We start from the raw sequence: 25,834 nt of genomic DNA, 5'->3' as shown, positions 1-25,834 counted from the left end.
CTGGCTCATCATTGTCTGGCATCGTCAGGGAGCCAGTTGCTCCCGGAGCGATTTCTTATGACGGTGATGATTGTGGTGACGATTGAAAGCACGATCAGGTATTCGACAAAACGGAACGGAATCACAAACCAGCCGCTGATTGTGCGTTCGATTGCGCCATAGAGATTAACGATCTGGAACTCGTAATTCACGCCGGTACTACCGCCGCCATGACTGACGATTTCTTTGATTTGAAGATGACTGCCGGAGCTTCCGAACAGCCATACCAAAGGTTGGTTATAGACAGGGTTGCCGCGGCTGTCGAAAAACATGGCTGTAAACGACATGAACGAAATCATGATGGCTGCTGCTTCGGGCTTTCTCCAGTCGACTTTCGAGAACCAGAATATCGCCGAGCAGACGGCAAGAAGAAAGACGCTCGCGACGCCATCGATAAAGATGACGCCATACATCCCATACATGAGGCCGAGCCCCACGAGGGAAAAGCAAGCAATAGCAGCGGCGGCGATGGCAAATATGCCAAGCACTTTCGTGATGGTTCCTGTTTGCATAGGGCGCAAAAAGCACGCACCCGCAAGAATGACAAGCCTTATTAGATTCTTCTACTTTATGAGGGCGGTCATTTAAATCTTCGTGTTTGTTTTATTCTGTGAACGTGAAAAGGCGGGGCTCCCCCCGCCTTTTCTTGCATAAAGCCAAAAGCTTTAGAGGCCGGTAGTTGCGAGCAATGCATCGGGATAGCGTTTGCCTGCAATCGTGTCTGAGCTGAAAAGCGTGTTCAGGCGATTTAGCTCTTCATTGCTCAGCGACACATCTGCAGCTTTTGCATTGTCTTCGAGATGGTTGACCTTACGTGCACCGGGGATCGGTACGATGAAATCGCCTTGATGAAGAACCCAGGCAAGCGCGAGCTGCGCCGGTGTCACCTGCTTTTCACCAGCCATCTCGACAATCAGATCTACCTGCTTGTTGTTGGCTTCAAGATTGCCGGGCTGGAAGCGCGGCAAGGTTTTGCGGAAATCATCTGCAGCAAAATCCGATTGCGAACGCACCTTGCCGGTCAACATGCCGCGACCAAGTGGGCTATAGGGCACGAAGCCGATGCCAAGTTCGGCACAAACAGGCAGCACGTCATTTTCAGGATTGCGTTCCCACAGTGAATATTCGCTCTGAAGTGCCGCAATTGGGTGTACGGCATGGGCACGGCGCAGCGTCTTTACACCTGCTTCCGAAAGGCCGATGGTTCGGATCTTACCCTCATCGATCAGATCTTTCATCGTGCCGATGACGTCTTCAATCGGCACATTCGGATCAACGCGATGCTGATAGAAAAGATCAATGGTTTCGATGCCGAGGCGCTTGAGAGAGGCATCGGCCACAGCGCGGATGTTTTCAGGGCGACTATCGACGCCAACTGGCTTGCCATCCTCGATCTTGAAGCCGAATTTCGTGGCAATCGTTACTTTATCGCGAAATGACTTGAGTGCCTTGCCCAACAGCTTTTCATTTTCATAGGGGCCGTAAACTTCAGCCGTATCAAAAAATGTGATGCCAAGATCAAAGGCACGGTGCAAAGTGGCAATGGCATCCTGTTCGTCCTGTCCGCCATAGGCATAGCTCATGCCCATGCAGCCGAGGCCGATTGCGGAGACAGTTAGTTCCTGACCAAGCTTGCGCGTTTTCATCGGTATTCCTTTCGGGGCGAGTTCTCAAATATGGGGAACTCGGAAACTCTGAAAACACAGGGTTTCCGGTAAGGCCGAAACTAACTCTCGAACAGGCGTTCGATAATACTGATTTATTTTCACGGGTTATTCTATATTTTAGAACAATGAATCGAAATCAGCTTTCCCAACTGGCTGTTCTGGCCGCGGTGGCTGCCCATGGCGGTTTCCGCGGCGCGGCGCGTGAATTGTCGATTGCGCCTTCCGCAGTCAGTCATGCGGTTGCTGCCCTTGAAGACAGTCTTGGCATCCGACTTTTGTCGCGCACCACGCGAAGCGTTGCGCCTACAGATGCCGGACGACAATTGCTGGAACGGCTTGCTCCGGCGCTCGAGGAAATTCATCAGGCACTGGGTGCAGCAATTGAAGCGCGCGAGCGCCCTGCAGGGACATTGCGTATTACGATGCCGCATATCGCAGCACAGTTTGTCATTGCGCCGCGATTGGGTGAATTTGCGGAAGCCTATCCCGACATTACGCTTGATCTGACGGTTGAAAGCGCATTCACCGATATTGTCGCAGCTGGCTTTGATGCCGGTATGCGGCTTGGCGAGAGCCTTGAGGCCGACATGATCTGCGCCCGCCTGACAAGCGATCTGCGTGCGGCGATTGTTGCCTCACCGTCCTATCTTGAAAGGACAACGATCCCCAGACATCCGAATGATCTGATGCAGCATCGCTGCGTGAGGCATCGCTTTGCAAGTGGTCGTATCTATCGCTGGGAGTTTGAAAAGGCGGGTGAGGAGCTGGAAATTGCCATCAACGGCTCACTTATTCTCAATGATGACCGGTTGATTCTCGATGCGATCCTAAACGGCGCTGGTCTCGCTTATCTGTTCGAAGATCACGTTCGGGATGCGCTCGCGGATGGAAGGCTGGTGAGGGTACTTGAAGACTGGTGCCAGCCTTTCGCGGGTCTTTACCTCTATTATCCAAGCCGTCGTCAGATGCGTCCGGCACTGCGCGCATTCATCGATTTCTTTCGCGGATCGTATGAGATGCAGCACCGCTTTCTGGGGGCTTGAATTTGGATCATCTTCGCTATTCTGGCCTCCCGCAATCATTACAGACAGAACGTTTCTGCAGAATAATCGAAGCCGTTCCGATCCTATCGGACGCACTGTCGCGCGCGCGCCGTCTCAACCTTCCAGATTGGTGGCTCGTTTCCGGTGCGCTTTATAATTCTGTATGGAATGTGCTGAGTGGACGCCCTCATGGCTATGGCATCAAAGACGTCGACATCGCTTACTTCGATGGCTCTGATCTCTCATGGAGTGCGGAAGATTCGGCCATTCAAGCGGGCGCTATGGCTTTTGAAGGCTATACGCTACCTGTCGAGATACGCAATCAGGCGCGCGTTCATCTATGGTTTGAAGAGCATTTCGGAAGGCCCTATCCGCCGCTTCGTTGCGCATCCGAATCGATTGAGCGTTACGTAGCAATAGCGCATTGCGTGGGCGTGAGATTGGCGAGTGATAACACGCTCAATATTCACGCTCCTTTTGGGCTGGATGACATTTTTTCGTTTCGTATTCGGCCCAATCATGCCATCGATAACCGCGAAACATATGAAATCAAGGCACGCCGGGCGTTGGAATGCTGGCCTGAATTGACTATTCAGAGCTGGGACAAAGAAGGCTGAGACCATAATGAGCAAAGGGACTGGAATGTTTCGTTGGGGTATTCTTTCCACCGCCAAGATTGGCGTTACGCAGGTTATTCCGGCGCTTTGCGCTTCCGATAACGGCGTAGTCCATGCAATCGCCAGTCGCGATCAGGCGCGTGCGCGTGCTGTTGCTGATCGGTTTGGCGCACCGCTGGCCTTTGGTTCCTATGAAGAATTGCTGGCAAGTGATGAAGTGGATGGTGTCTATATCCCGCTGCCAACCTCGCAGCATATCGAATGGACGCTGAAGGCTGCAGAAGCGGGCAAACATGTTCTCTGCGAAAAGCCGATTGCGTTGAAAGCCGAGGATATCGACCAACTGATTGCCGCGCGCAACAAACATAAGGTGACAATCGCCGAAGCCTTCATGGTCTATTACCACCCGCAATGGATCAAGCTGCGTCACCTTCTTGCTGAGGGCGCGATCGGAACGTTGCGCCATGTGCAGGGCGCATTCAGCTATTTCAACAATGATCCTGGCAATATGCGCAATCAGCCGGAACTTGGCGGTGGCGCGCTACCGGATATTGGCGTGTATCCGACCGTTGTTACGCGTATGGTGACGGAGAAAGAGCCGCTCTCGGTTCAGGCATCGGTCGAGTTCGATCCGAAGTTCGGTACTGATCGTTACGCGAATGTGTCGGCACGATTTGATGGCTTCGACCTTACTTTTTATGTCGCAACACAGCTCGCGGCTCGTCAGACCATGGTTTTCCATGGTGACAAGGGCTTTATCGAAGTTCACGCACCTTTTAACACCGGCAAATATGGTCAGGGCCGCATTACGCTCTATAATGGCGGTCATACGGAAGCGACCGAATGGTCGTTCTCCGATACAAACCACTACCAGCTTCAGGCCGAAAACTTCGTGCGAGCCACGAAAGGCGAAGGCGTGATGCTGTTTTCTCTGGAAAACTCGAAGGCAAATCAGAAATTCATCGATGCTATATATCGTGCTGGTAAAAGCGACGGCTTCGTGAGTGTCTGATTTGTGTGACTGGAACAACTGTCAGGAAGAAATCTTTCTGTGTCACATAGCTTGTGACTTGCAGTGAAAAACCGCCTTTCTTATATACGCCTCGCACAGGGCTTTGATAAAAGGCCGGGCGGATTGAAAAATCCTTCCCCACATCACACCTTGAAGCAGGCATTGTGAAATCGATAGGAACCGCTAATGGAACGCTCGGTAGAGGTCTTTGCGGTTTGCTGAATGGAGAGAAATATGGCTAAAGTTATTGGTATCGATCTGGGAACGACCAACTCCTGCGTTGCCGTCATGGACGGAAAAAGCGCGAAGGTCATTGAAAATGCTGAAGGTGCTCGCACGACGCCTTCGATTATCGCTTTCAGCGATAGCGACGAACGCCTCGCTGGCCAGCCTGCGAAGCGTCAGGCTGTCACCAACCCTGAAGGCACTCTGTTTGCCGTAAAGCGCCTGATTGGCCGCCGCTTTGATGACCCAATGGTCACAAAGGACAAGGATCTTGTACCTTACAAGATCGTCAAGGGCGACAACGGCGACGCATGGGTTGAAACCCACGGCAAGAAATATTCGCCATCGCAGGTTTCGGCCATGATCCTTCAGAAGATGAAGGAAACCGCTGAATCCTATCTCGGCGAAACTGTTACGCAGGCCGTTATCACGGTTCCAGCATACTTCAACGATGCTCAGCGTCAGGCAACCAAGGATGCCGGTAAGATCGCTGGTCTTGAAGTTCTGCGTATCATCAACGAACCAACTGCTGCAGCTCTCGCCTATGGTCTCGACAAGAGCGAAGGCAAGACGATTGCCGTTTACGATCTTGGCGGCGGTACTTTCGACGTGTCGGTTCTCGAAATCGGCGACGGCGTGTTTGAAGTTAAGTCCACCAACGGTGACACGTTCCTCGGCGGTGAAGACTTTGACATGCGTCTGGTCGAATACCTCGTTGCCGAGTTCAAGAAGGAAAGCGGCATCGATCTGAAGAACGACAAGCTTGCTCTGCAGCGCCTTAAGGAAGCTGCTGAAAAGGCAAAGATCGAACTTTCGTCGGCTCAGCAGACTGAAATCAATCTGCCGTTCATCACGGCTGACCAGACCGGTCCTAAGCACCTTGCTATCAAGCTTTCGCGCTCGAAGTTCGAAAGCCTGGTTGACGATCTCGTGCAGCGCACGGTCGAGCCATGCAAGGCAGCACTCAAGGATGCAGGCCTCAAGGCTGGCGACATCGACGAAGTGGTTCTGGTTGGCGGCATGACCCGTATGCCTAAGATCCAGGAAGTCGTGAAGCAGTTCTTCGGTAAGGAACCGCACAAGGGCGTGAACCCGGACGAAGTTGTTGCCATGGGTGCTGCAATTCAGGGCGGCGTTCTGCAGGGCGACGTCAAGGACGTTCTGCTGCTCGACGTAACCCCGCTTTCGCTCGGCATTGAAACGCTTGGTGGCGTATTCACCCGTCTGATCGATCGCAACACGACGATCCCGACCAAGAAGTCGCAGACCTTCTCGACCGCTGAAGACAATCAGTCGGCCGTGACGATCCGCGTTTTCCAGGGCGAGCGCGAAATGGCTGCCGACAACAAGATCCTCGGCCAGTTCGATCTCGTTGGTATTCCGCCGGCACCACGCGGCGTACCGCAGGTTGAAGTGACTTTCGACATCGACGCCAACGGTCTCGTCAATGTGTCCGCGAAGGACAAGGGCACCGGCAAGGAACACCAGATCCGCATTCAGGCATCGGGTGGTCTTTCGGATGCCGACATCGAAAAGATGGTCAAGGACGCAGAAGCAAACGCTGAAGCTGACAAGCAGCGTCGTGATGCTGTTGAAGCCAAGAACCAGGGCGAAAGCCTCCTTCATTCGTCTGAAAAGTCGCTGAAGGAATATGGTGACAAGGTTTCGGCTGAAGACAAGCAGGCAATCGAAGGCGCAATCGCAGCCCTTCGTACCTCGCTTGAAGGCGATGATGCTGAAGATATCAAGGCGAAGACGCAGACCCTTGCCGAAGCTTCGATGAAGCTTGGTCAGGCCATGTATGAAGCAGCACAGGCTGCTGAAGAAGGTGGTGCTGCCGGTGGTGAGCAGGCTTCTTCCAACGATGACGTTGTTGACGCCGATTACGAAGAAATCGACGACGACAAGAAAAAGTCGTAAGCCTTGTCCGTAATGCTAAGGCCCGGGACGTCAGTCCCGGGCTTTTGCGAATTTTCGGGACGGTTGCACCGGACGGACAGAAACAACAAGAATAGTCCAGCAGTCATACCACTCGATCAGAGGTGTGATTTGTGTCAAACAGGACCGTGGAGACGCTACCGTAAAGACGGATGCGATCCAGCCGTCGGGATAACGAACTAATGAAGATCGATTACTACGAAGCTCTAGGTGTTGAGAGAACAGCAGACGATAAGGTGTTGAAGACCGCCTTTCGTAAGCTTGCCATGGAGTATCATCCGGATCGTAATCCGAACAATCCGGATGCTGAACGCAAGTTCAAGGAAATCGGCGAGGCCTATGAAACGCTGAAGGACCCGCAGAAGCGTGCAGCTTACGACCGCTTCGGTCATGCAGCCTTTGAAAATGGCGGCATGGGTGGCGGTGGTTTCGGCGGCGGCTTTGGTGGCGCCGGCGGTTTTTCCGATATTTTCGAAGACATCTTTGGCGAGATGATGGGTGGCGGTCGCCGCCGCTCAAATGGCGGACGCGAACGCGGCGCCGATCTTCGCTACAATATGGAAGTAAGTCTGGAAGAAGCTTTTTCCGGCAAGGCCGCACAGATCCGTGTGCCGACTTCCATCACCTGTGATGAATGCTCAGGTACGGGCGCAAAAGCCGGTTCGCAGCCGACCACCTGTACCATGTGCTCCGGTTCCGGCCGCGTGCGCGCAGCACAGGGCTTCTTCTCGGTTGAGCGGACCTGTCCGACCTGTAACGGCCGCGGTCAGATCATCAAGGATCCTTGCGGCAAGTGCCATGGTCAGGGCCGTGTTACGCAGGAGCGTTCGCTTTCGGTCAATATCCCGGCTGGTATCGAAGACGGTACTCGTATTCGTCTGGCTGGTGAAGGTGAAGCCGGAACGCGTGGCGGACCATCAGGCGATCTTTATATCTTCCTGTCGGTTAAGCCGCATGAGTTCTTCCAGCGTGATGGGGCTGATCTTTACTGCAAGGTTCCGATCTCGATGACGACGGCAGCACTGGGTGGAGATTTTGAAGTTTCCACGCTTGATAGCACCCAGACTCGCGTGAAGGTGCCGGAAGGTACACAAAACGCCAAGCAATTCCGCCTTAAAGGCAAGGGTATGCCGGTTCTGCGTCAGCAGGCAGTGGGTGATCTTTATATCCAGATTGATATTGAGACGCCGCAGAACCTCTCCAAGCGGCAACGCGAGTTGCTTGAGGAATTTGAACAACTCTCATCCAAGGAGAACAGCCCGAAATCGGCAGGCTTCTTCTCCCGGATGAAGGAGTTTTTCGAAGGTATAGGTGAGTGATGAAAAGGGAGCCGTTTGGCTCCCTTTTTTTATACTTTCCTTATTGTCGCCTTGCCTAACTAATCCAATGCGGCATAAACTTGTCTGATAACGACAATGGGAGCAGTGAGAATGGCAGGACAGCTCGGCAGGAAACTGGCCGCTAAGTTCGATGAGGAAATCCGTTTTTTCAAAGGCTGGATAGACGGACCGAAGGCGGTTGGCGCTATATTGCCGACAAGTTCGATTACAGCGCGACGCATGGCGAGTGTTATCGATACGAAATCAGGCCTGCCTGTTCTGGAGCTCGGACCGGGAACAGGTGTTATCACCAAGGCTATTCTTGCGCATGGCGTGAAGCCTTCCGATCTCTACTGCGTTGAATATTCTTCAGATTTTGTCGAACATCTCGACAGGACTTTCCCCGATGTGAACATCATTCAGGGCGATGTATTCGATCTGGATAGCGCTTTGGGCAATATGAAAGATCAGAAATTCGACAGCATTGTTTCAGCAGTTCCGATGCTGAATTTCCCAATGCCAAGCCGCATTCAGCTGATGGAAGATCTTTTGTCCCGAATTCCACGCGGCCGTCCTCTCATACAGATTACTTATGGTCCACGTCCGCCAGTGCCAGCTGGCAAAGGCAATTACACTGTGCAGCATTACGATTTCGTCGTGCGCAATGTTCCGCCCGCACAGCTCTGGGTCTATCGTAGTCCGCTCGTCTGACCTTTTACGGAGTATATTAATCCATGACGGCAAAGATCCTGATCTTTGCGGGTTCTACCCGCAAAGGCGCTTTTTCAGGCCATATGGCAGAGGCGGCTTCCAGAGAGCTGGCGGCACAAGGTGCGAGCATTACGCATATTTCGCTGGCTGATTATCCGCTTCCCTTCATGAATGAAGATCTGGAAGCTGAAGAGGGTATTCCAGAAAACGCCATGAAGCTTGGTCGTCTCTTTGCCGAGCATGACGGGCTGATGATCTGTTCTCCGGAATATAATGCATCGATCCCGGCGCTTCTCAAAAATACGATCGACTGGGTCAGCCGTATTTCGAAGGATGGCGATAAGCCGCTCAAGCCTTATGCGGGTTTGACTGTCGGGCTTTGCTCGACTTCCAACGGTGCTTTCGCCGGTATGCGTGGGCTTTATCACTTGCGCGCCGTTCTGATGAATGTCGGCACGCATATCGTGACTGAGCAGTGCTCGGTTAGCGGTGCCGCCGATGCTTTCAATGATGATGACACGCTCAAAAATGAGCGTCAGGCAAAGATGCTGAGCGCTGTATGCGCGAGCCTGATTAAGCACTCGGTCAATCCGGGGCGCTGATAATTGGCACTATCTGCACATTTCAGGGCGCGGTATCTTTCGTACCGCGCCCTGTTGTGCGAATAGCATAATTCGACCGGAGCGGAGCGAGGATCGATAAGATTATGCTTCAAGTAAAAGACATTAGAGCGCCGATCTGATTAAATCCGATCGAAACGCGCTCTAAAACTAAAAATCACAGCGGAGATTACCATGACGACCACAGATTTGCGCGATCAGCTGATCGTGGGCCTCGACGTGCCAACCGTTGCTGAAGCGGAAAAGGTAGTTGAAGAGCTTGGCGATGCGGCCACTTTCTACAAGATCGGCTACCAGCTTGTGTTTGCAGGCGGTCTTGATTTCGCAAAGAGTCTGATTGCGGCAAAGAAAAAAGTCTTTCTCGACATGAAGCTCCTCGACATCGACAATACCATTGCCAAGGGCGTGGAAAATGTCGCGAAGATGGGCGTTTCCATGCTTACCCTCCATGCTTATCCAAAGGCCATGCGTTCGGCCGTGGAAGCGGCCAAAGGCTCTGATCTTTGCCTGCTTGGCGTGACTGTTCTGACCTCGATGGATGATGCTGATCTGAAAGAGGCGGGTTATTCCGATACGCCGGAAGCACTGGTGCTCAAGCGTGCGCAACAGGCGCGGGACGCGGGCATGGGCGGGATTGTTGCGTCGGCTGCCGAAGCTTTTGCCATTCGTCAGGCCATTGGCCCCGAGATGGCCGTCGTTACTCCAGGAATTCGTCCGGCGGGAGCCGAGAAGGGCGACCAGAAGCGGGTCATGACACCAGCCGATGCGTTAGAAGCCGGTGCAAGTCATCTCGTCGTTGCGCGACCAATTGTCGGTGCAAGCGATCGCAGGGCTTCAGCCCTTGCCATTCTGGAAGAAATGCGCTCGGTTGCCTAATCGGTTTCTGAGGAGGATGATATGACCAAAGCCTATTGGATCGCCCGCGTGGATGCCCGTGATACGGAGCGCTACAAGGATTATGTCTCGACCGCCAAGCCTGCTTTCGAGCGATATGGTGCGAAGTTCATCGCTCGTGGCGGTAAAGCCGAAGCCGTCGAAGGTCCGGGCCGCGCCCGCAATGTCATCATCGAATTTGAAACGATGCAGCACGCGCTTGATTGCTACAACTCGCCGGAATATCAGGCTGCAAAAGCCATCCGCCAGACTGTGGCGGACGGCGAAATCGTCATCGTCGAAGGTGTATAAGCATGTCTCCCAAAAGTGGGAACCGGTTTTGGGTTAAAGACATGCGAAAGACAAAGAACTAAAGCGTGTACGCTTTAATTATAGCCTGACCGGCGGATCATGACGTCCGCTGATCGAAAGATCTAGCAATATGACCTTGCCCGCATGTGGATCAGCATTGCGGGCATTTTCATTCATACCTTCATGCGCGCTGGTGACGATCAGCACAGAGGCGTCTGCGCCGATAAAGGCGGGGCAGGTTGGCTGGCTAACAGGAAGCTTGATCGAGCGTATCAAACGGCCCTGCGGCGAGTAGGCATTGAGCGCACTGCCGCCCCAGCAAGCATTCCACAGTGTTCCTTCTGCATCCACCACCGAGCCATCAACGCCACCATCTTCCACGCGATGATGGAACACACTTTTTTCCGAGACCGGCAGCCCGGTTTCGGGATCAGTATCGACCCGCCAGATGATATTGCGGTCGGTATCGGCAAAATAAGCGATCTTGCCATCCGGCGAAAAGCAGATCGAATTGGTGATTGTGATGCCAGAGAAAAGCTTTTTGACTTGCCCCTCGCGATACCACCAGATCGAGCCAGCATCCTTCTCGGCTTTCTTGCCCATGGTGCCGATCCAGAAGGAACCCGACGGATGCACACGCGCATCATTGGAGCGCGTAACGTCATTATCGGCTTCCAGCGGATGGTGCAGCGTCAGGCGTCCGCTGGCGCGCTCTCGCACAAACAGACCATGTTCGCTGACGATCAGTTGCCGCTCACGATCAATGACTGCAAGCGCGCTGGCTTTCATGCCCAGATCATGCGTGCGGACTTCACCACCATCATCCTTTTCGATCAGTCTCTGACCCAGAATATCAAACCACCAACATTGAGCGGTCAGTGGATCATAGCCCGGACCTTCCCCCAGTTCTGCGATATGTTCGGCAAATATGGTTGTGTTGACTGCGCTCACCTGTTCCTCCCGGGCTTTGCCGTTTCAACATAATGAAGCAGGCCGATGCGATCCAGTTGCAAATATTTAAGTGATCAGAAAGTTCTATGTTGCTTGGCGAAACCGTTTTAAGTTCCGGCAACTGAGAATCGCGAGGAAATCATGTCGCTTAAAGTTGCGGTCCAGATGGACCATATCAGCACGGTCAATATTGCAGGTGACACCACTTTTGCTCTGTCGCTTGAAGCGCAAAAGCGCGGCCATGAGCTGTATCATTACACGCCTGATCGCCTTTCCATGCGTGATGGCGTTGTTACAGCGCGGCTTGAGAAGCTTGAAGTGCGCGACATCAAGGGTGATCATTTCACACTGGGCGAGCCTGAGCGTCGCAACATGCTGGATATGGATGTGGTGCTGCTGCGCCAGGACCCGCCATTCGACATGAACTACATCACCAATACGCATCTGCTGGAGCGCATTCATCCAAAAACGCTGGTGGTCAATGATCCGGCCTGGGTTCGCAACAGCCCGGAAAAGATTTTCGTTACCGAATTTCCCGACCTGATGCCGGAGACGCTTATCACCAAGGATCCACAAGAGGTTCTGGAATTCCGCCGTGAATTTGGAGATATCATTCTGAAGCCGCTTTACGGTAATGGCGGCGCAGGCGTGTTCCATCTCGCAGATGGTGACCGTAACCTGACTTCGCTTCTGGAAATGTTCGGCCAGCTCTTCAAGGAGCCGTTTATTGCGCAGCGTTACCTCAAGGATGTACGTGCCGGTGACAAGCGCATCATCCTGATCGATGGTGAACCAGTTGGCGCGATCAATCGTGTGCCTTCGGAAACCGATGCGCGCTCCAACATGCATGTCGGTGGTCGCGCTGAACAAAGCAAGCTGACGCCGCGTGAGCAGGAAATCTGCGCCCGCATCGGACCTTCGCTTAAAGAACGTGGTTTCATTCTCGTCGGTATCGACGTGATCGGCGAATATATGACCGAGATCAACGTGACTTCCCCAACGGGTATCCGTGAGATTGAGCGCTTTGATGGCACCAATATTGCCGCCCTGTTCTGGGACGCAGTTGAAGCCAAGCGCAAGTAACACGCGTCTCTTCGGCGAAAAATTCATAGGGTCGGTCTGAAACAATCAGATCGGCCCTTTCTCTTGATTGCACCTATCGAAAATGCTTAAATCCTATGGTTGTATTTAAGCATTTCCTCACTTTTAGGATGTGCTGCGGGTTATGCGGGGGCATATGGTAGCGCGGGTGGGGACAGTTGCCTTTCAGGGCATAGAAGCGGTGCCTGTCGATGTGCAGGTGATGGTGGCACCGGGCAAGATGGGTATGTCAATCGTTGGCCTGCCCGACAAGGCGGTGGCTGAAAGTCGGGAGCGGGTACAGGCGGCGCTTCATGCTTCCGGTCTGTCGATGCCGACAAAGCGGGTGACGGTTAATCTGGCACCCGCCGATCTACCAAAAGAAGGTTCGCATTACGATTTGCCGATTGCCGTGGGGCTTATGGCTGCCATTGGTGCTATCCCGGCGGATGCCATTCAATCATATATGGTGCTGGGCGAACTGTCGCTTGATGGCACGATCACGGCAGTTGCTGGCGTACTGCCTGCAGCAATCAGTGCAAACCGCGAGGACAAGGGGCTGATTTGTCCTCACGGTTGCGGGTCGGAAGCAGCATGGGCGGGTGCAGATGTTGATATTCTCGCGCCACGCAGCCTGATCGCGCTGGCCAATCATTTCAAGGGAACGCAGGTGCTGACACCGCCTGAACCCTCCATGCGTGTTTCAAGCGAAATGCAGCCTGATTTGGCTGACATCAAAGGGCAGGAGACTGCCAAGCGTGCGCTGGAGATTGCAGCCGCTGGTAATCACAATTTGCTGCTAGTTGGCCCTCCAGGATCAGGTAAGTCCATGCTGGCGCAGCGACTGCCGTCGATCCTGCCAAAACTCAGCCCACGCGAGCTGCTTGATGTGTCGATGATTGCATCTATCGCTGGTGAGCTTTCCGGCGGAAAGCTCTCTGATCGCAGGCCGTTTCGTGCGCCGCATCATTCCGCATCCATGGCGGCGATGGTGGGTGGCGGTTTGCGGGCAAGGCCGGGAGAAGTGTCGCTCGCGCATAATGGCGTATTGTTTCTCGATGAGTTTCCCGAATTCTCGCCACAGGTGCTCGATTCGCTCCGCCAGCCGCTGGAAACAGGCGAATGCATGATTGCCCGGGTTAATCACCGCACTAGCTATCCGGCGCGGTTTCAGCTGATTGCGGCAATGAATCCATGCCGATGCGGTATGGCAGGAGAGCCGGGACATACATGCGCGCGTGGACCGCGTTGCCAGAGTGATTATCAGGCACGAATTTCCGGTCCTTTGCTGGATCGCATCGACCTGCGCGTTGATATGCCGGCTGTCTCGGCGCTTGATCTCATTCAGCCATCGCAGTCTGAACGCAGTGAGGGCGTCGCCAAGCGGGTGGCGCGGGCGCGTGCGATCCAGAGTGCGCGCTATGCAGCGCTCGGGCTCGATGCGTCGATGACCAATGCCAATTGCTCGGCAAATCTGATCGAGGAAGTGGCAAGACCCGACGCCGCTGGTGTTAAATTGTTGCGCGATGCCAGCGAGCAGATGCGCTTTTCCGCGCGCGCTTATCATCGCATTCTGAAAGTGGCCCGCACTCTGGCTGATCTTGACGGTGTCGATCAGATCAGCCGGATACATCTTGCCGGTGCGATTTCCTATCGTATGGGAGCAGAGAGGCTGTCTTCTGTGGCGTGAAAACCGCCACAGAAGTCCTGATCCTCATTGGTTCAGTTTGCGTGAAGTGTCACGGTACCATTGTTGAGGAAACAGGCTTTGCTGAACAATGACAGATCAAGCGGATTGGGAAGGCGTACGTCGCTTAAATCCGGGCAAGTTTTGATCTCGGCATCGAACGAGCGGTCGATCTGCGAGATGCAGAGAATGGTCATGCCTTTGTTGCGTGCAAAAGCCTCTAACGCTCGGATCTGCACCATCAGTTCCAGCTTCTCACGCTTCTGATCCAAGAGTTGAAGATAGTCGATCACCATGCAGGTGCCATATGGTTCGTCTTGCGCCTGACCGATTATGTAATCAGCGCTGATTGCCTCAGATGTGTCGAACACGAACAGATCATTGAAGTCGCGCTCATCGACACCAAGCATGTCAAATCGCTTGGTAATGTCTTTTCGTGTGTAATCGAGAGAGTAGAACAGACCGCGCTGCCCCTTTCTCATCGCCTCAATGAGGATTTCAAGACTGAGCAGTGTTTTGCCATGGCCCGGGCGTGCGCCCACCAGAACCAGATCGCCGGGATGCAGGCGTGCATATAGCGCTGCTGCTGAAACCGCGCCTGATTGTTTGTGTGTCAGCATACTCCAGCTTTTGAAGCCTTCGCGCGCTGCAATACGATCCAATGCAGCATGGAGAGGTATATTCTCATCACGCGACATAAGTTTCGCACGGCGTTTCAAGTGATAGATGGGAGCCGACAATTTCATCAAAACCTCCTATGCGAGCCATAATAGCAATCCCTCCTTATGCTTTCGCCCGAACAGTTGGTTCGATGGTTAGATTTCCCGCATGAATAATGCTTTCCCGATTGGAGGGGGGAGGCTTGGAAGCAGCCAGAATCAGAGCTTAATCCAGTTTTATTTTGCAGGAAATAGTTCAACGACAGACATGCGTTAAAAAGAAAGGGCCGGAGAGTAAAACACTCTCCGGCCCTGCGTTTCATACGATGTTCGTCTGCTTACTTAACCGAGCCAACCAGCAGATTGTCCTGAGATTCGATTGTGACCCAGCGACCGGTATTGTTTGCGGCCTGACGCTTCAGATAGGTGTAGTCGGTTTCATCCCAACGCAGAACTTCGTCAGTCAGATTGTCGAGAACGAAATCGCCACGATCTGTGCGAACGGTCAGAACCGCATGGCCTTCGCCGTCTGGCTTGCGAACAACCGTGATCAGCAGGTCGGTCATCGGAATGCCAGCCTTGGCCAGTTCACGCTGCTTGAGCAGAACGTAGTCTTCGCAATCGCCAACAGTGGTCGGGTAAGCCCAATATTCCTCTACACCGTAGATTTCCATATCGGTCATCGGCTTGATGCGCTCATTAACCGAGAGATTGACGGTCTGAATATTCTGCCAGTTGGCGTTGTTGAGCAGAAGCGGGCGGGTATCGCGGCTCACGATGTTGCATTCAGCAGCTTCACGCTTGCAGAACTCGTAATGACCGATTGGCTGTGAGGTCAGTTTACCTGTCTGCATATAGGCTCCCGATGCAGCCTGAGCACCAAAGCTCGAGACGAGAGCAGCAATGCCAATGCTGGCAGCAGCGATAAACTTAATGCTCGAGCGAACTACGCAAAACATACTCAAAGCCCTTTTCACAGCCCGCACTGGGCATTTATTAACGAAAAGTTAAAATATGAAACATGGTCTGAGTCAATTGAGACTGTGGCGTCTTCGCCCAACATCTTAATTAATGGTTAACGCGGGTATGTATCTGAAAACACATCTATAAATTGTATTTATGGATGCAAAAAACCGCCGCTTGGAAGGCGGCGGTTAGGAAATTACTTATATAAAATATAGGCTTATGCGAAATCTTTCGCCGAAATGGAACAGCTTTTAAATAGGGGCTGGAGAAGGACAGCCATCCTCATGTGATTTCTAAAGTGGTGTGAAACAGACGTTTGTGTGTCCGGCGCCCACAAAACCAAGGCGCTGAGCCGCTCCCTTGGAAAGATCGAGAACGCGCCCCTTAATGAACGGACCGCGATCATTGATACGGACGACAAGCGACTTGCCGTTTCTCTGGTTGGTCACTTTTACCTTGGTGCCAAGCGGCAGTGTTTTGTGAGCCGCGGTCAGACCAGCTGGGTTCATGCGTTCGCCCGATGCCGTGCGGGAGGTGAGTGCATACCAGGAAGCACCGCCACAGCGCGCAGCCTGAGCTTCCATTGCGGTGATCGAGAAAAGACCTGTGGTCGCAACGGCGAGCATAGCCATACGGATTTTGAAGTTCATACTGATTCCAAGAGTCGTTTCGAAGTGCCTTCACAGTCTTGACTGAGAAAGGCCGACGGGAACTGGAATCTAAATGTGGCGATGGCGTGATATTATTGAGAGTATTATGAGGTAATTGATTCAGAAGATTGTGCGGAAAATGATCCTATACTATGCGTTGTTTATTTGATGATTCAAGAAAAACTCAGGAATATTTTGAATTTAATCGCGTTGTTTCTGTAAAATCGCTTACGATTCGTTAAGATTCGACCGCCTGCTTCGCAGAGCCATGTTTTCAAGCGCCGGACTCAAGAAAAGCTGCTTTGGCTGAGAGGGGTATTTAGCCGCGACAATACAATTTTTATTTGTATTCCTAGTTTTCGATCCATCACCGCAAGATGACAAAATCTGGCCTTTTATGGGCAAAATACAACCAATGGGTGTTGTCTGGCCGGTAAAGTTTACCGCAACATCTGTAACTTTTGTTGAAATCCGGCGCGATGACACAGTTTTGACCGCTGGCCAGATGCATTCAAAAGCCAAAATCCTGCTATAAGCGCTCAGCTTCAGAATGGAATATGATGCAGGATAATTCGCAAAAGGACGATCAGGACACCGCGCGCCCCGCCGTCTCGGCTGGCAAGCGCGTTGTCTATCTATGCCTTGGCTTTCTCATGCTGGCACTTGGCATCATTGGTGCCATTCTGCCGGTGATGCCAACCACCATTTTCATCATCCTTGCGGCATGGTTTTTTGCGCGTTCGTCACCGAAATTCGAGGCGCGTCTGCTGGCCGATCCGCGTTTTGGCCCGATGATCATCAAATGGCGTGATCGTGGAGCCATTCCACCAAGGGCAAAACTTTATGCATGTCTTGGTATGACATTTGGCTACGGCATGTTCTGGTGGGGCGCACAGCCTGGCCCCTTGCTTGCCGTTTCAGTTACGGTTTTCATGCTTGGTTCTGCGGCTTATGTCCTGTCGCGCCCGAGCGAATAGCGACAATATCAGAAGGGGGAGTTTCTGATGCCTTTGCCCATCATCAATCCGCTTATCGATAAGCTCTCTGCGCCACCCATCCCAGCCGTTCAGGAGTGGGCGCGTGAATATGATGGCGCGCATGGACCTCTGATCGATCTGTCGCAAGCCGTACCCGGCTACCCACCGCATCCTGATATGCTGCGCTTTCTCGGCGAAGCTGCAAGCTCGGTCGCTTACGCGGGCTATGGTCCGATTGAGGGAGAAACCGTTCTGCGGGAAGCCTATGCCCGGCATGTCGGCAATCTTTATGGAGCGGAGATCAAGGCTGGCAATATTCATATAACGTCGGGCTGCAATCAGGCGTTCATTGCGGCAATCATGTGCGTTGCTCAAAGCGGAGATACGGTTCTCGCCACCGATCCATTCTATTTCAATCACCAGTCATCGTTGGAAATGCTGGGAATTCGCTCGGAAACGATGCTTTGCCGCGCCGAAAATGGCTTCGTGCCGGATATAGAAGATGTGCGGGCCGCATTGCATAAACGCGTGCGTGCGCTGGTGTTGGTTTCTCCCAACAATCCAACCGGTGCAATTTATCCGCCGCAGCTACTGGCGCAAATCTATGCGGCCTGCCGTTACAATGGAACATGGCTCCTGCTGGATGAAACCTATCGCGATTTTCTCAGTGACGCTGATCAGGCGCCCCATGATCTCTTTGAAGAAGTCGATTGGCCGTCGCATTTGATCCAGCTTTATAGCTTCTCGAAATCCTTCTGCATTCCCGGTCAAAGGCTAGGCGCAATCGTAGCGGGTGCTGACATGGTGGCGAATGTTGCCAAGGTCATGGACAATCTGCAGATCTGTGCAACTCGCGCGCCACAGATTGCGGTCAGTCGGGCTATCGAGCCGTTACAGTCTTGGCGTGATGACAATCGCAAGGAGATTGCACGACGGGCAGAGGCTTTACGTGTCTCGATGAGTAATGTCGCCGGTTGGCATGTTGAGGCGGTGGGTGCCTATTTCGCTTTTGTGCGGCATCCTTATGAGGGTTCGTCTTCTGTCGCGGTTGCCGAGAGGCTTGCCAAAACGACTGGCATCATTACCTTGCCCGGCAGCTTCTTTGGTGAAAGCCAGGATGCTTTCCTGCGCTTTGCTTTCGCCAATGTCGAAGTCGCAGGCATTGAGGCGACTGCTGCACGATTGTCATGTTTTAAAATGTGAAGCAGCAGGCCCGCGTGGAAAACCCCACAAAACCGCGGGCAAAGGCGATTGATACAAAGCTGTTACACTACTGTCATATGACTGTTATATAGAGCGCGTAGACGGCTGGTGACGCTTTCACGTCATGTGTCTTTTACAACAGGGGCTGGTGCTCATGAACAAGATGATTTCCTCGACCGCAGCGCTCGCAATTGCTGCAGTATTGTCGGTTTCCGCTGCGAATGCGCGCGATCAGATTCAGGTTTCCGGTTCCTCGACCGTTCTGCCTTATGCCAAGATCGTTGCTGAAACCTTTGGCGAAACCTATCCTAACTTCAAGACGCCGGTCATTGAATCGGGCGGCTCTGGCGCAGGCATCAAGGAATTCTGTAAGGGCGTCGGTGAAAACACCATCGATATCGCCAATGCATCGCGCGCCATGAAGGGCACCGAACTCAAGTCCTGCATCGACGCTGGCGTCAAGGAAGTTCAGGAAGTTCGTTTCGGTTATGACGGCATCGTCTTCGCAACCGACGCAAACGGCCCAGACTGGAAGCTCGCTCCAGTTGATGTTTACAAGGCACTTGCTGCTAAGCTCGTCGTAGATGGCAAGCTCGTAGACAATCCAAACACCAAGTGGAATCAGGTCAATGCAGACCTGCCAGATTGGGACATCACCGCTTACATTCCTGGCGAAAAGCACGGCACCCGTGAAGTTTTTGAAGAAAAGCTTCTTGCTGACGGCTGCAAGGAATCGGGCGCTCTCGACGAAATCAAGAAGACTGGCCTCGACGACAAGGCTTCGGCTGCTGCCTGTATCGCTGTTCGTAAGGACGGCAAGGCTGTCGACATCGATGGCGATTACAGCGAAACGCTGGCTCGCATCGACTCCAACAAGCAGGGCGTTGGCGTTTTCGGTCTCTACTTCTTCGAAAACAACGCTGACAAGCTGAAGGTTGCAACCGTCAGCGGCGTCAAGCCATCGGCTGAAACTGTTGCTTCGGGCGAATATCCAGTTTCGCGCCCACTGTTCTTCTACGTGAAGAAGGCTCACCTGGGCGTTATCCCAGGCCTGAAGGAATATGTTGACTTCTTCCTGTCCGAACAGATGGTTGGTCCAGAAGGCCCGCTCGCTGAATACGGTCTGGTTCCAGCGCCAGATGCAGAGCGTGAAGCTCAGCGTACTGCCTTCACTGAAGGCAAGGTAATGGAAGCTAAGTAAGCTTTGATCTGTGGAATGTGGGGAGAACCTCTCCCCACATTCTTCTTCTTTTGCGCATGTCGTTTAGGACGAGCGCATTCGCATGGACATTGTTGTGCTGGTTCACAGCATTTGTCTTAGTTTTGGGGCAACCGGGGAAATTGAATGTCCTTCTTTCTGGTTCTCGTCAGTGTTGTTGCAATCGGACTGATCGGCTTTTTCATTGGCCGTCAACGCGCCGTTGCACTCAATAAGGCGCAACCTGCAGCCGGATCAGGCGCAGGGGTAGAGAAAATGCATTCCCGCCCGCATTATCATGGCTGGTGGGTTTTCCTCGTTTCGGCTCTGCCCGCAATTCTGTTTCTCGCGGTTTGGGCGGTCGGTACGTCGGTTTATCTTGATCATACGGCAACCGCCCGTATGCCTGAGGCTGTTGAGGATGGCTCCTATTCAGAGCGCAGCTTGCAGCTCGGTATGATCCGCAGCCTTGCCGATGGTATCGTAAAGCTGACACCCGCCGAAATCGAAAGCTTCCCGCAGACCTATAAGGATGCGCGCGAAGTTCTCGGCTCAAAGGGCGTAGCACTTGCTACTGAAGGTCAGGACTATATGGTCCCGATCGCTCTCTTCCTTGAGCACGCCAACAAGATTTCTCACACGGTCGGCAGCGTTATTGCGCTGGTGATTGCCATAGCAGGCCTCGTTTTCGGTCTGTCGGGGATCAAACGCCGTACGCGCGCCCGTAATAATGTCGAGCGCATCGTGCTGTGGGGGCTCGTTGCCTCCTCCGGTATCGCGATCCTGACGACCATCGGCATTGTTTTCTCCGTTCTGTTCCAGACGGTTACTTTCTTTCAGTCTATCGCTCCGATGGATTTCTTCTTCGGTACGGTTTGGGACCCACGCTTTGCAGCTGCAGGTTCTGGTGGTGAAGTCGGTCAGTTTGGTCTTATCCCGCTTCTGGCCGGTACGCTCTACATTGCTTTCGTGGCCATGCTGTTTGCAGTGCCCGTCGGTCTGTTCTCCGCGATCTACATGGCCGAATATGCGTCGCCGAGAGTCCGTACCGTTGTTAAGCCGCTGCTTGAACTTCTGGCTGGTATCCCGACCATCGTTTACGGCTTCTTCGCGTTGATTACGGTAGGCCCGTTCCTGCGTGATCTCTCGGCTGCCATTGCAGGCGGTCAGGGTTTCATCATGGCGCAGAGCGTGCTGACGGCAGGTCTCGTCATGGGTGTGATGCTCATCCCGTTCGTGTCGTCGCTGTCTGATGACATCATCACATCGGTTCCGCGCTCGCTGCGTGACGGTTCGCTCGGTCTTGGTGCAACGCGTTCGGAAACGATCAAGCGTGTTGTTCTTCCCGCTGCACTTCCGGGCATCGTCGGTGCTCTTCTGATGACAGCATCGCGTGCAATCGGTGAAACGATGATCGTGGTTCTCGCAGCCGGTGTTGCAGCGCGTCTTACGGCCAATCCGTTTGAAGCCATGACCACCATTACGGTCAAGATCGTCAACCAGCTGACCGGCGACCTTGAATTCGACTCGCCGCAGACGCTTGTTGCCTTTGCGCTGGGTATCACTCTTTTCGTCCTGACGCTGATCATGAACATCTTTGCGCTCTACATCGTTCGCAAGTACCGGGAGCAGTACGAATAATGACCGATTCAACTTTCAATGCTGCTGGGAATGCCGTCGCAACACCCCAGCGCCGCGATATCGGAATCAAGCGTCGCTACGCTGCTGAACGCCGCTTCCGCCTCTATGGCATCGTTGCCATTGCGATTGGCGTATTCTTCCTTTGCGCGCTTCTGTTTTCGGTTTTCTCGAAGGGCTACACGGCGTTCGGACAGACGACGATCTATCTGCCGGTCAAGCTTGACGAGCAGGTTATTGATCCGGGCAACAAGCGCGCGACCGATCCGAATGTGCTGATTACCGCAAACTACCCGCTTCTGGTCCGCAACGCGCTGGCTGAGAAACTGGGTGTGGCATCGACAGATCGCGCGCAATTGCGTGAGGTTGGCCGTTTCTTCTCTGACGGTGTTCGCGTTCAGCTTCGCCAGATGGTGATGGATAATCCATCGCTTATCGGGACTACGCAGACGGTTCCGGTTCTTGCTGCTGCTGATATTGATTCTGCTTATAAGGGCCAGATCGATCTGTCGGTTGCCGAGGCAAACCGTAAGGTTTCTGACCGCCAGGTCGCCTGGATTAAGACGCTGACCGATGAAGGCATGATGAGCGAGGCTTTTAACTGGGGTCTGTTCACCAATGGTGCGTCCAGCCGTCCTGAAACCTCTGGTCTGGGTGTCGCGCTGGTCGGTTCCTTCTACATGATGCTGATTGTGTTGGTTCTTGCACTGCCTATCGGTGTCGCTGCTTCGATCTATCTTGAGGAATTTGCGAAGAAGAACCGCCTTACCGATCTGATCGAAGTCAACATCAACAATCTGGCTGCTGTGCCATCGATTGTGTTCGGTCTGCTTGGTCTTGCAGTCTTCATCAACTTCTTCAACCTGCCGCGTTCAGCCTCCATTGTTGGTGGTCTGGTGCTGACATTGATGACATTGCCAACCATCATCATCGCAACACGTTCGGCACTTCGCGCTGTACCACCATCGATCCGTGCGGCGGCTTTGGGGCTAGGTGCTTCGAAGACGCAGATGGTTTTCCATCATGTGCTGCCGCTCGCGGCACCTGGTATTCTGACCGGAACGATTATCGGTCTGGCTCAGGCTCTTGGTGAAACTGCACCGCTGCTGCTGATCGGTATGGTGGCCTTCGTTGCCAATATGCCGACAACCCCGATGGACCCTGCAACTGCTCTGCCTGTGCAGATTTTCATGTGGGCCAATGAAGCCGAGCGTGCCTTTGTAGAACGGACATCAGGCGCTATTATCGTCCTGCTCCTGTTCCTAGCAGTAATGAATATTGCAGCAATTATTCTGCGCCGCCGCTTTGAGCGCCGCTGGTAAACGGGAGAGAAATGATGAATCTCATGACTGAACGATCTCTCGAAAAAGCCGTAGGAGAAAAGATGAACACCAACGCCCCCTCCGTTAAGATGCGCGGTGACAAGGTCTGCGTGTTTTATGGCGAGAAGCAGGCTCTGTTCGAAGTCGATCTGGAAGTTCCGGAAAAGATGGTCACAGCGCTGATCGGTCCTTCGGGTTGCGGCAAGTCTACCTTCCTGCGTTCGCTTAACCGCATGAACGACACCATCGAAGGTTGCCGCATCGCGGGCAAGATCACGCTCGACAACGAAGACATATACGATCCGAAGATCGACGTTGTTGAATTGCGCGCTCGCGTTGGCATGGTGTTCCAGAAGCCAAATCCGTTTCCGAAGTCGATCTTTGAAAACGTCGCCTATGGCCCACGTATTCACGGCCTTGCCCGCAACAAGACCGATCTCGAAGAAATCGTTGTCACCAGCTTGCAGAAGGCCAGCCTCTTTGAAGAGGTCAAGGATCGTCTGCATGATGCCGGCACCGGTCTTTCCGGTGGTCAGCAGCAGCGTCTGTGCATCGCGCGCGCTATTGCCGTCAGCCCTGAAGTGATCTTGATGGATGAGCCTTGCTCGGCACTCGATCCGATCGCGACCGCCAAGGTTGAAGAGCTGATCGACGAACTGCGCCAGAACTATACCATCGTCATCGTTACACACTCCATGCAGCAGGCCGCACGCGTTTCGCAGCGTACTGCCATGTTCCATCTGGGCAATCTGGTGGAAGTGGGCGATACGGACGTGATGTTCACGGCACCGACCGAAAAGCGCACGCAGGACTACATCACCGGTCGCTTTGGCTAATTAATTGGAACGGGAGCGGCGGCTGGTTTGAAAACAAAGCTGTTTGGCTTCCCCGCAATTTACATTGAGGTCTATTATGGCGTCTCAGCATACTGTTAGCGCTTACGACGAAGAACTGCAGTTCCTCACGCATAAGATCGCCGAGATGGGCGGTCATGCAGAGCGCATGGTCGAGCAGTCCGTTGCAGCGATTGTCAATGCCGACAATGCACTTGCCCAGCGTGTTATCTCCGACGATCTCATCCTCGATGCAAGTGAGCGCGAGATTGATGATAAGGCCGTGATGATTATCGCCAAGCGCCAGCCAATGGCTGTCGATCTGCGTGAAATCATCGGCTCGATCCGCATCTCTGCCGATCTGGAGCGCGTTGGCGATCTTGGCAAAAATATTGCCAAGCGCGTTGCTGCAGTTTCGGAATCTCGCCAGCCGGTCAAGCTCTATCGCGGCCTTGAAACCTTGGCTGAGCTGGCTCTCACCCAGCTCAAGGACGTGCTCGATGCCTATGCAACGCGCTCGGTACAGCAGATCAACGTCGTTCGCGACCGCGATGACGAAATTGACTCGATGTACACTTCGCTGTTCCGCGAGTTGTTGACCTACATGATGGAAGATCCGCGCAATATTTCCGCCTGCACGCATCTTCTGTTTTGCGCAAAGAACATCGAGCGCATTGGCGATCACGCAACCAACATTGCTGAGACGGTCTATTACATCGTGACCGGTCTGCAAATGCCTGCGGAGCGCCCAAAAGAAGACCTGAGCCACGGTATCGTCGTGGACGAGGCGCGTAAATCCTAAGAATATCTGGCACCGCATTCGTGCGGTCCAGATGCCTGCATGAATATGAAAAACGCGACGGCACGCGGTCGATCGGGGGCTTGTATCTTCCGCTGCCTCAAGCGCATCCCAAAAAGTGCGAAGCGATTTTGGGAAGTATATGCGATAAAAACAAGTGCTTAGAGCATGATCCAATTTAGTCGGATCACAGGCGCTCTAAATTTTGGATAGGAAATACTGGATGTCACAGGCACCCAAGATTGCTGTGGTTGAAGACGAAGAAGCCCTGAGTGTACTCCTGCGTTATAACCTCGAAGCCGAGGGGTATCAGGTTGATGCGATGCTGCGCGGCGATGAAGCCGAAATCGCACTTCGTGAAAATGTGCCGGATCTTCTTATTCTGGACTGGATGCTCCCTGGTGTCTCCGGGATCGAGCTGTGCCGCCGTCTGCGCCAGTGGCCGGAAACAGAGCGTCTGCCGATCATCATGTTGACCGCACGCGGTGAAGAAAGCGAACGCGTTCGTGGCCTGAGCGTGGGTGCCGATGATTATGTCGTCAAACCTTTTTCGACACCGGAATTGCTGGCTCGCGTCAAAGCCATGCTCCGTCGCGCCAATCCGAGTGTGCTGTCGCATGTGCTGAAAGTCGGCGATCTTGTTCTCGACCGCCAGCAGCATCGCGTCTATCGCAAGGAAAAGGAAGTCCGTCTCGGACCGACAGAATTCCGCCTGCTCGAATATTTCATGATGTCACCGGGCCGTGTCTTTTCGCGTAGTCAGCTACTCGATGGCGTCTGGGGGCCAGACATTTATGTCGATGATAGAACAGTTGACGTGCATGTCGGACGTCTTCGCAAGGCGATCAACGTTGGTCGCGCGCTTGATCCTATCCGCACGGTACGCGGTGCTGGATACTCATTCGGATAACCAAATCTCGATTTGCAGAACCCTATACAAGCGGCTCGTTGCTGAAAATGCGACGGGCCGTTTTGCATAATGGGCAAGAACGTTGCGACTCAGTTCCGACCTTCCGATTCGGAATTCAATATCCACAACGTACCAAAACGGCCAGTATCACACGATGTTACAATGATCGTGACAAAGTTGAAGATCCGGCGAAATCGAGGTCAAAAGCAGCATCGAAAAAGCTTAAAAAGACGCTTGCGTAAAATCTTGAAACATCGGCGAAATAAGGCAGTGATGTGGCCTGTATTTCAGCAAATTGAATCGCGTTAAATCAATAACTTATAAGATTTGCTAAATTACGTTAAGGATTTGTTAATAAATTTAAGGGGTTTGTGGGGAAAATTAAGCTCTGGATTCGGGTTCAATCTGCCTCTGTTTTGGAGGTGTCGTGACTTTTGGAATTTGACCATTCGCCTTTTTTTGGCCTAAAAATTCTAAAACCTTGAATGCAATGAGTGACAGCAGAACGTTTATTTTATGATTTTCGTTCTATTTGGCTGGAGCGCCGGGCATCTTAGAAGGATGTGCAAAGGCTGCTCTGTTAGT

At 53.2% G+C, this 25,834-nt stretch carries 25 protein-coding genes; 19 read left to right on the top strand and 6 right to left on the bottom strand.

The features are described 5' to 3' along the window. Positions 1 to 8: 8 nt before the first annotated feature. Positions 9 to 527 carry a hypothetical protein gene (locus ABWV94_RS06245; RefSeq protein ID WP_321208953.1) on the bottom strand — a complete coding sequence of 173 codons (519 nt, stop codon included), beginning with the start codon at positions 525 to 527 and terminating at the stop codon, positions 9 to 11. 177 nt (positions 528 to 704) lie between these two features. Next, a complete protein-coding gene (locus ABWV94_RS06240) occupies positions 705 to 1,685 on the bottom strand; it encodes an aldo/keto reductase (RefSeq protein ID WP_105519088.1) in 981 nt (326 codons plus the stop codon). A 146-nt stretch (positions 1,686 to 1,831) separates the two neighbouring features. Here ABWV94_RS06240 and ABWV94_RS06235 point away from each other — a divergent pair, with 146 nt between their 5' ends. The 9 genes from ABWV94_RS06235 (at position 1,832) to ABWV94_RS06195 (ending at position 10,376) form a co-directional block, all read left to right on the top strand. Further along, positions 1,832 to 2,749, top strand: a complete 918-nt coding sequence (locus ABWV94_RS06235; RefSeq protein ID WP_353412835.1) for a LysR family transcriptional regulator — start codon at positions 1,832 to 1,834, stop codon at positions 2,747 to 2,749. Between the two features lie 2 nt (positions 2,750 to 2,751). Then, positions 2,752 to 3,366 carry a nucleotidyltransferase family protein gene (locus ABWV94_RS06230; RefSeq protein ID WP_162761624.1) on the top strand — a complete coding sequence of 205 codons (615 nt, stop codon included), beginning with the start codon at positions 2,752 to 2,754 and terminating at the stop codon, positions 3,364 to 3,366. Positions 3,367 to 3,391: 25 nt separating this feature from the next. Next, entirely contained in the window at positions 3,392 to 4,378 is a 987-nt protein-coding gene (locus tag ABWV94_RS06225; protein ID WP_112804522.1) for a Gfo/Idh/MocA family protein, read from the top strand. 234 nt (positions 4,379 to 4,612) lie between these two features. Continuing rightward, positions 4,613 to 6,523 (top strand): molecular chaperone DnaK, encoded by a 1,911-nt coding sequence (dnaK, locus tag ABWV94_RS06220; protein ID WP_007872704.1) that lies wholly within the window; start codon positions 4,613 to 4,615, stop codon positions 6,521 to 6,523. Between the two features lie 200 nt (positions 6,524 to 6,723). Continuing rightward, positions 6,724 to 7,860 (top strand): molecular chaperone DnaJ, encoded by a 1,137-nt coding sequence (gene dnaJ / locus ABWV94_RS06215; protein ID WP_007872706.1) that lies wholly within the window; start codon positions 6,724 to 6,726, stop codon positions 7,858 to 7,860. A 111-nt stretch (positions 7,861 to 7,971) separates the two neighbouring features. Continuing rightward, positions 7,972 to 8,571, top strand: a complete 600-nt coding sequence (gene pmtA / locus ABWV94_RS06210) for a phospholipid N-methyltransferase PmtA (protein ID WP_064322279.1) — start codon at positions 7,972 to 7,974, stop codon at positions 8,569 to 8,571. A gap of 23 nt (positions 8,572 to 8,594) precedes the next feature. Further along, the gene (locus tag ABWV94_RS06205) at positions 8,595 to 9,173 is read left to right on the top strand and encodes an NADPH-dependent FMN reductase (RefSeq protein ID WP_007872711.1); all 579 of its coding nucleotides are present in this window, start codon (positions 8,595 to 8,597) and stop codon (positions 9,171 to 9,173) included. Between the two features lie 192 nt (positions 9,174 to 9,365). After that, entirely contained in the window at positions 9,366 to 10,067 is a 702-nt protein-coding gene (gene pyrF / locus ABWV94_RS06200; protein ID WP_113496134.1) for an orotidine-5'-phosphate decarboxylase, read from the top strand. 21 nt (positions 10,068 to 10,088) lie between these two features. Continuing rightward, on the top strand, positions 10,089 to 10,376 hold the full coding sequence (locus tag ABWV94_RS06195; RefSeq protein WP_007872716.1) for a DUF1330 domain-containing protein: 288 nt from the start codon (positions 10,089 to 10,091) through the stop codon (positions 10,374 to 10,376). 78 nt (positions 10,377 to 10,454) lie between these two features. Here ABWV94_RS06195 and ABWV94_RS06190 read toward each other — a convergent pair whose 3' ends face one another. Continuing rightward, the gene (locus ABWV94_RS06190; protein ID WP_113485521.1) at positions 10,455 to 11,327 is read right to left on the bottom strand and encodes an SMP-30/gluconolactonase/LRE family protein; all 873 of its coding nucleotides are present in this window, start codon (positions 11,325 to 11,327) and stop codon (positions 10,455 to 10,457) included. A 141-nt stretch (positions 11,328 to 11,468) separates the two neighbouring features. Here ABWV94_RS06190 and gshB point away from each other — a divergent pair, with 141 nt between their 5' ends. After that, positions 11,469 to 12,410: a glutathione synthase gene (gene gshB / locus ABWV94_RS06185; RefSeq protein ID WP_113496133.1), complete on the top strand. Its 942-nt coding sequence runs from the start codon at positions 11,469 to 11,471 to the stop codon at positions 12,408 to 12,410. 154 nt (positions 12,411 to 12,564) lie between these two features. Beyond that, positions 12,565 to 14,097 carry a YifB family Mg chelatase-like AAA ATPase gene (locus tag ABWV94_RS06180; RefSeq protein ID WP_113496132.1) on the top strand — a complete coding sequence of 511 codons (1,533 nt, stop codon included), beginning with the start codon at positions 12,565 to 12,567 and terminating at the stop codon, positions 14,095 to 14,097. A gap of 32 nt (positions 14,098 to 14,129) precedes the next feature. Here the strand turns inward: ABWV94_RS06180 and ABWV94_RS06175 are convergent, their stop codons facing one another. The 3 genes from ABWV94_RS06175 to ABWV94_RS06165 form a co-directional block, all read right to left on the bottom strand. Then, positions 14,130 to 14,840, bottom strand: a complete 711-nt coding sequence (locus ABWV94_RS06175) for a DNA helicase (protein ID WP_113496131.1) — start codon at positions 14,838 to 14,840, stop codon at positions 14,130 to 14,132. Between the two features lie 251 nt (positions 14,841 to 15,091). Further along, the gene (locus ABWV94_RS06170; protein WP_007872739.1) at positions 15,092 to 15,712 is read right to left on the bottom strand and encodes a transglutaminase-like cysteine peptidase; all 621 of its coding nucleotides are present in this window, start codon (positions 15,710 to 15,712) and stop codon (positions 15,092 to 15,094) included. 300 nt (positions 15,713 to 16,012) lie between these two features. Further along, complete coding sequence (locus tag ABWV94_RS06165) at positions 16,013 to 16,369, bottom strand: septal ring lytic transglycosylase RlpA family protein (RefSeq protein WP_007872763.1); 357 nt, start codon at positions 16,367 to 16,369, stop codon at positions 16,013 to 16,015. A 560-nt stretch (positions 16,370 to 16,929) separates the two neighbouring features. On the opposite strand from ABWV94_RS06165, the gene ABWV94_RS06160 reads away from it, so the two are divergent. The 8 genes from ABWV94_RS06160 (at position 16,930) to phoB (ending at position 25,249) form a co-directional block, all read left to right on the top strand. Further along, positions 16,930 to 17,346, top strand: a complete 417-nt coding sequence (locus ABWV94_RS06160; RefSeq protein ID WP_039859404.1) for a YbaN family protein — start codon at positions 16,930 to 16,932, stop codon at positions 17,344 to 17,346. 33 nt (positions 17,347 to 17,379) lie between these two features. Beyond that, on the top strand, positions 17,380 to 18,549 hold the full coding sequence (locus tag ABWV94_RS06155; protein ID WP_162761627.1) for an aminotransferase: 1,170 nt from the start codon (positions 17,380 to 17,382) through the stop codon (positions 18,547 to 18,549). 154 nt (positions 18,550 to 18,703) lie between these two features. After that, entirely contained in the window at positions 18,704 to 19,750 is a 1,047-nt protein-coding gene (locus tag ABWV94_RS06150; RefSeq protein WP_064322288.1) for a PstS family phosphate ABC transporter substrate-binding protein, read from the top strand. A gap of 144 nt (positions 19,751 to 19,894) precedes the next feature. Continuing rightward, positions 19,895 to 21,388, top strand: coding sequence for a phosphate ABC transporter permease subunit PstC (gene pstC, locus ABWV94_RS06145; protein WP_064322289.1), 1,494 nt, complete (start codon positions 19,895 to 19,897; stop codon positions 21,386 to 21,388). Then, positions 21,388 to 22,707, top strand: coding sequence for a phosphate ABC transporter permease PstA (gene pstA / locus ABWV94_RS06140; protein WP_113496129.1), 1,320 nt, complete (start codon positions 21,388 to 21,390; stop codon positions 22,705 to 22,707). Before pstC ends, pstA begins: the two co-directional genes overlap by 1 nt. A 62-nt stretch (positions 22,708 to 22,769) precedes the next feature. Continuing rightward, positions 22,770 to 23,543, top strand: a complete 774-nt coding sequence (pstB, locus tag ABWV94_RS06135; protein WP_231193899.1) for a phosphate ABC transporter ATP-binding protein PstB — start codon at positions 22,770 to 22,772, stop codon at positions 23,541 to 23,543. A 76-nt stretch (positions 23,544 to 23,619) separates the two neighbouring features. Continuing rightward, positions 23,620 to 24,342 carry a phosphate signaling complex protein PhoU gene (gene phoU, locus ABWV94_RS06130; protein WP_007872775.1) on the top strand — a complete coding sequence of 241 codons (723 nt, stop codon included), beginning with the start codon at positions 23,620 to 23,622 and terminating at the stop codon, positions 24,340 to 24,342. Positions 24,343 to 24,562: 220 nt separating this feature from the next. Beyond that, positions 24,563 to 25,249 (top strand): phosphate regulon transcriptional regulator PhoB, encoded by a 687-nt coding sequence (gene phoB, locus ABWV94_RS06125; protein ID WP_064322291.1) that lies wholly within the window; start codon positions 24,563 to 24,565, stop codon positions 25,247 to 25,249. The last annotated feature ends 585 nt before the right edge of the window (positions 25,250 to 25,834 follow it).

Origin of the sequence: Brucella sp. NBRC 12953 (genome assembly GCF_040369775.1) — a bacterium.
GTDB classification, from domain to species: Bacteria; Pseudomonadota; Alphaproteobacteria; order Rhizobiales; family Rhizobiaceae; genus Brucella; species Brucella pseudogrignonensis.
The sequence above is the reverse complement of the archived record's forward strand: the minus strand, read 5'-3'. Positions and strand labels throughout refer to the sequence as shown.

Bases quoted from the DNA above. Each gene is read 5' to 3' on its own strand.
- ABWV94_RS06195 (WP_007872716.1), top strand. From the start codon at position 10,089: ATGACCAAAGCCTATTGGATCGCCCGCGTGGATGCCCGTGATACGGAG.
- pmtA (WP_064322279.1), top strand. From the start codon at position 7,972: ATGGCAGGACAGCTCGGCAGGAAACTGGCCGCTAAGTTCGATGAGGAA.
- pstB (WP_231193899.1), top strand. From the start codon at position 22,770: ATGAACACCAACGCCCCCTCCGTTAAGATGCGCGGTGACAAGGTCTGC.
- phoU (WP_007872775.1), top strand. From the start codon at position 23,620: ATGGCGTCTCAGCATACTGTTAGCGCTTACGACGAAGAACTGCAGTTC.
- pstC (WP_064322289.1), top strand. From the start codon at position 19,895: ATGTCCTTCTTTCTGGTTCTCGTCAGTGTTGTTGCAATCGGACTGATC.
- ABWV94_RS06175 (WP_113496131.1), bottom strand. From the start codon at position 14,840: ATGAAATTGTCGGCTCCCATCTATCACTTGAAACGCCGTGCGAAACTT.
- pyrF (WP_113496134.1), top strand. From the start codon at position 9,366: ATGACGACCACAGATTTGCGCGATCAGCTGATCGTGGGCCTCGACGTG.
- ABWV94_RS06235 (WP_353412835.1), top strand. From the start codon at position 1,832: ATGAATCGAAATCAGCTTTCCCAACTGGCTGTTCTGGCCGCGGTGGCT.
- dnaJ (WP_007872706.1), top strand. From the start codon at position 6,724: ATGAAGATCGATTACTACGAAGCTCTAGGTGTTGAGAGAACAGCAGAC.
- ABWV94_RS06170 (WP_007872739.1), bottom strand. From the start codon at position 15,712: ATGTTTTGCGTAGTTCGCTCGAGCATTAAGTTTATCGCTGCTGCCAGC.
- ABWV94_RS06225 (WP_112804522.1), top strand. From the start codon at position 3,392: ATGTTTCGTTGGGGTATTCTTTCCACCGCCAAGATTGGCGTTACGCAG.
- pstA (WP_113496129.1), top strand. From the start codon at position 21,388: ATGACCGATTCAACTTTCAATGCTGCTGGGAATGCCGTCGCAACACCC.
- ABWV94_RS06205 (WP_007872711.1), top strand. From the start codon at position 8,595: ATGACGGCAAAGATCCTGATCTTTGCGGGTTCTACCCGCAAAGGCGCT.
- ABWV94_RS06160 (WP_039859404.1), top strand. From the start codon at position 16,930: ATGCAGGATAATTCGCAAAAGGACGATCAGGACACCGCGCGCCCCGCC.
- gshB (WP_113496133.1), top strand. From the start codon at position 11,469: ATGTCGCTTAAAGTTGCGGTCCAGATGGACCATATCAGCACGGTCAAT.
- ABWV94_RS06240 (WP_105519088.1), bottom strand. From the start codon at position 1,685: ATGAAAACGCGCAAGCTTGGTCAGGAACTAACTGTCTCCGCAATCGGC.
- phoB (WP_064322291.1), top strand. From the start codon at position 24,563: ATGTCACAGGCACCCAAGATTGCTGTGGTTGAAGACGAAGAAGCCCTG.
- dnaK (WP_007872704.1), top strand. From the start codon at position 4,613: ATGGCTAAAGTTATTGGTATCGATCTGGGAACGACCAACTCCTGCGTT.
- ABWV94_RS06165 (WP_007872763.1), bottom strand. From the start codon at position 16,369: ATGAACTTCAAAATCCGTATGGCTATGCTCGCCGTTGCGACCACAGGT.
- ABWV94_RS06150 (WP_064322288.1), top strand. From the start codon at position 18,704: ATGAACAAGATGATTTCCTCGACCGCAGCGCTCGCAATTGCTGCAGTA.
- ABWV94_RS06180 (WP_113496132.1), top strand. From the start codon at position 12,565: ATGGTAGCGCGGGTGGGGACAGTTGCCTTTCAGGGCATAGAAGCGGTG.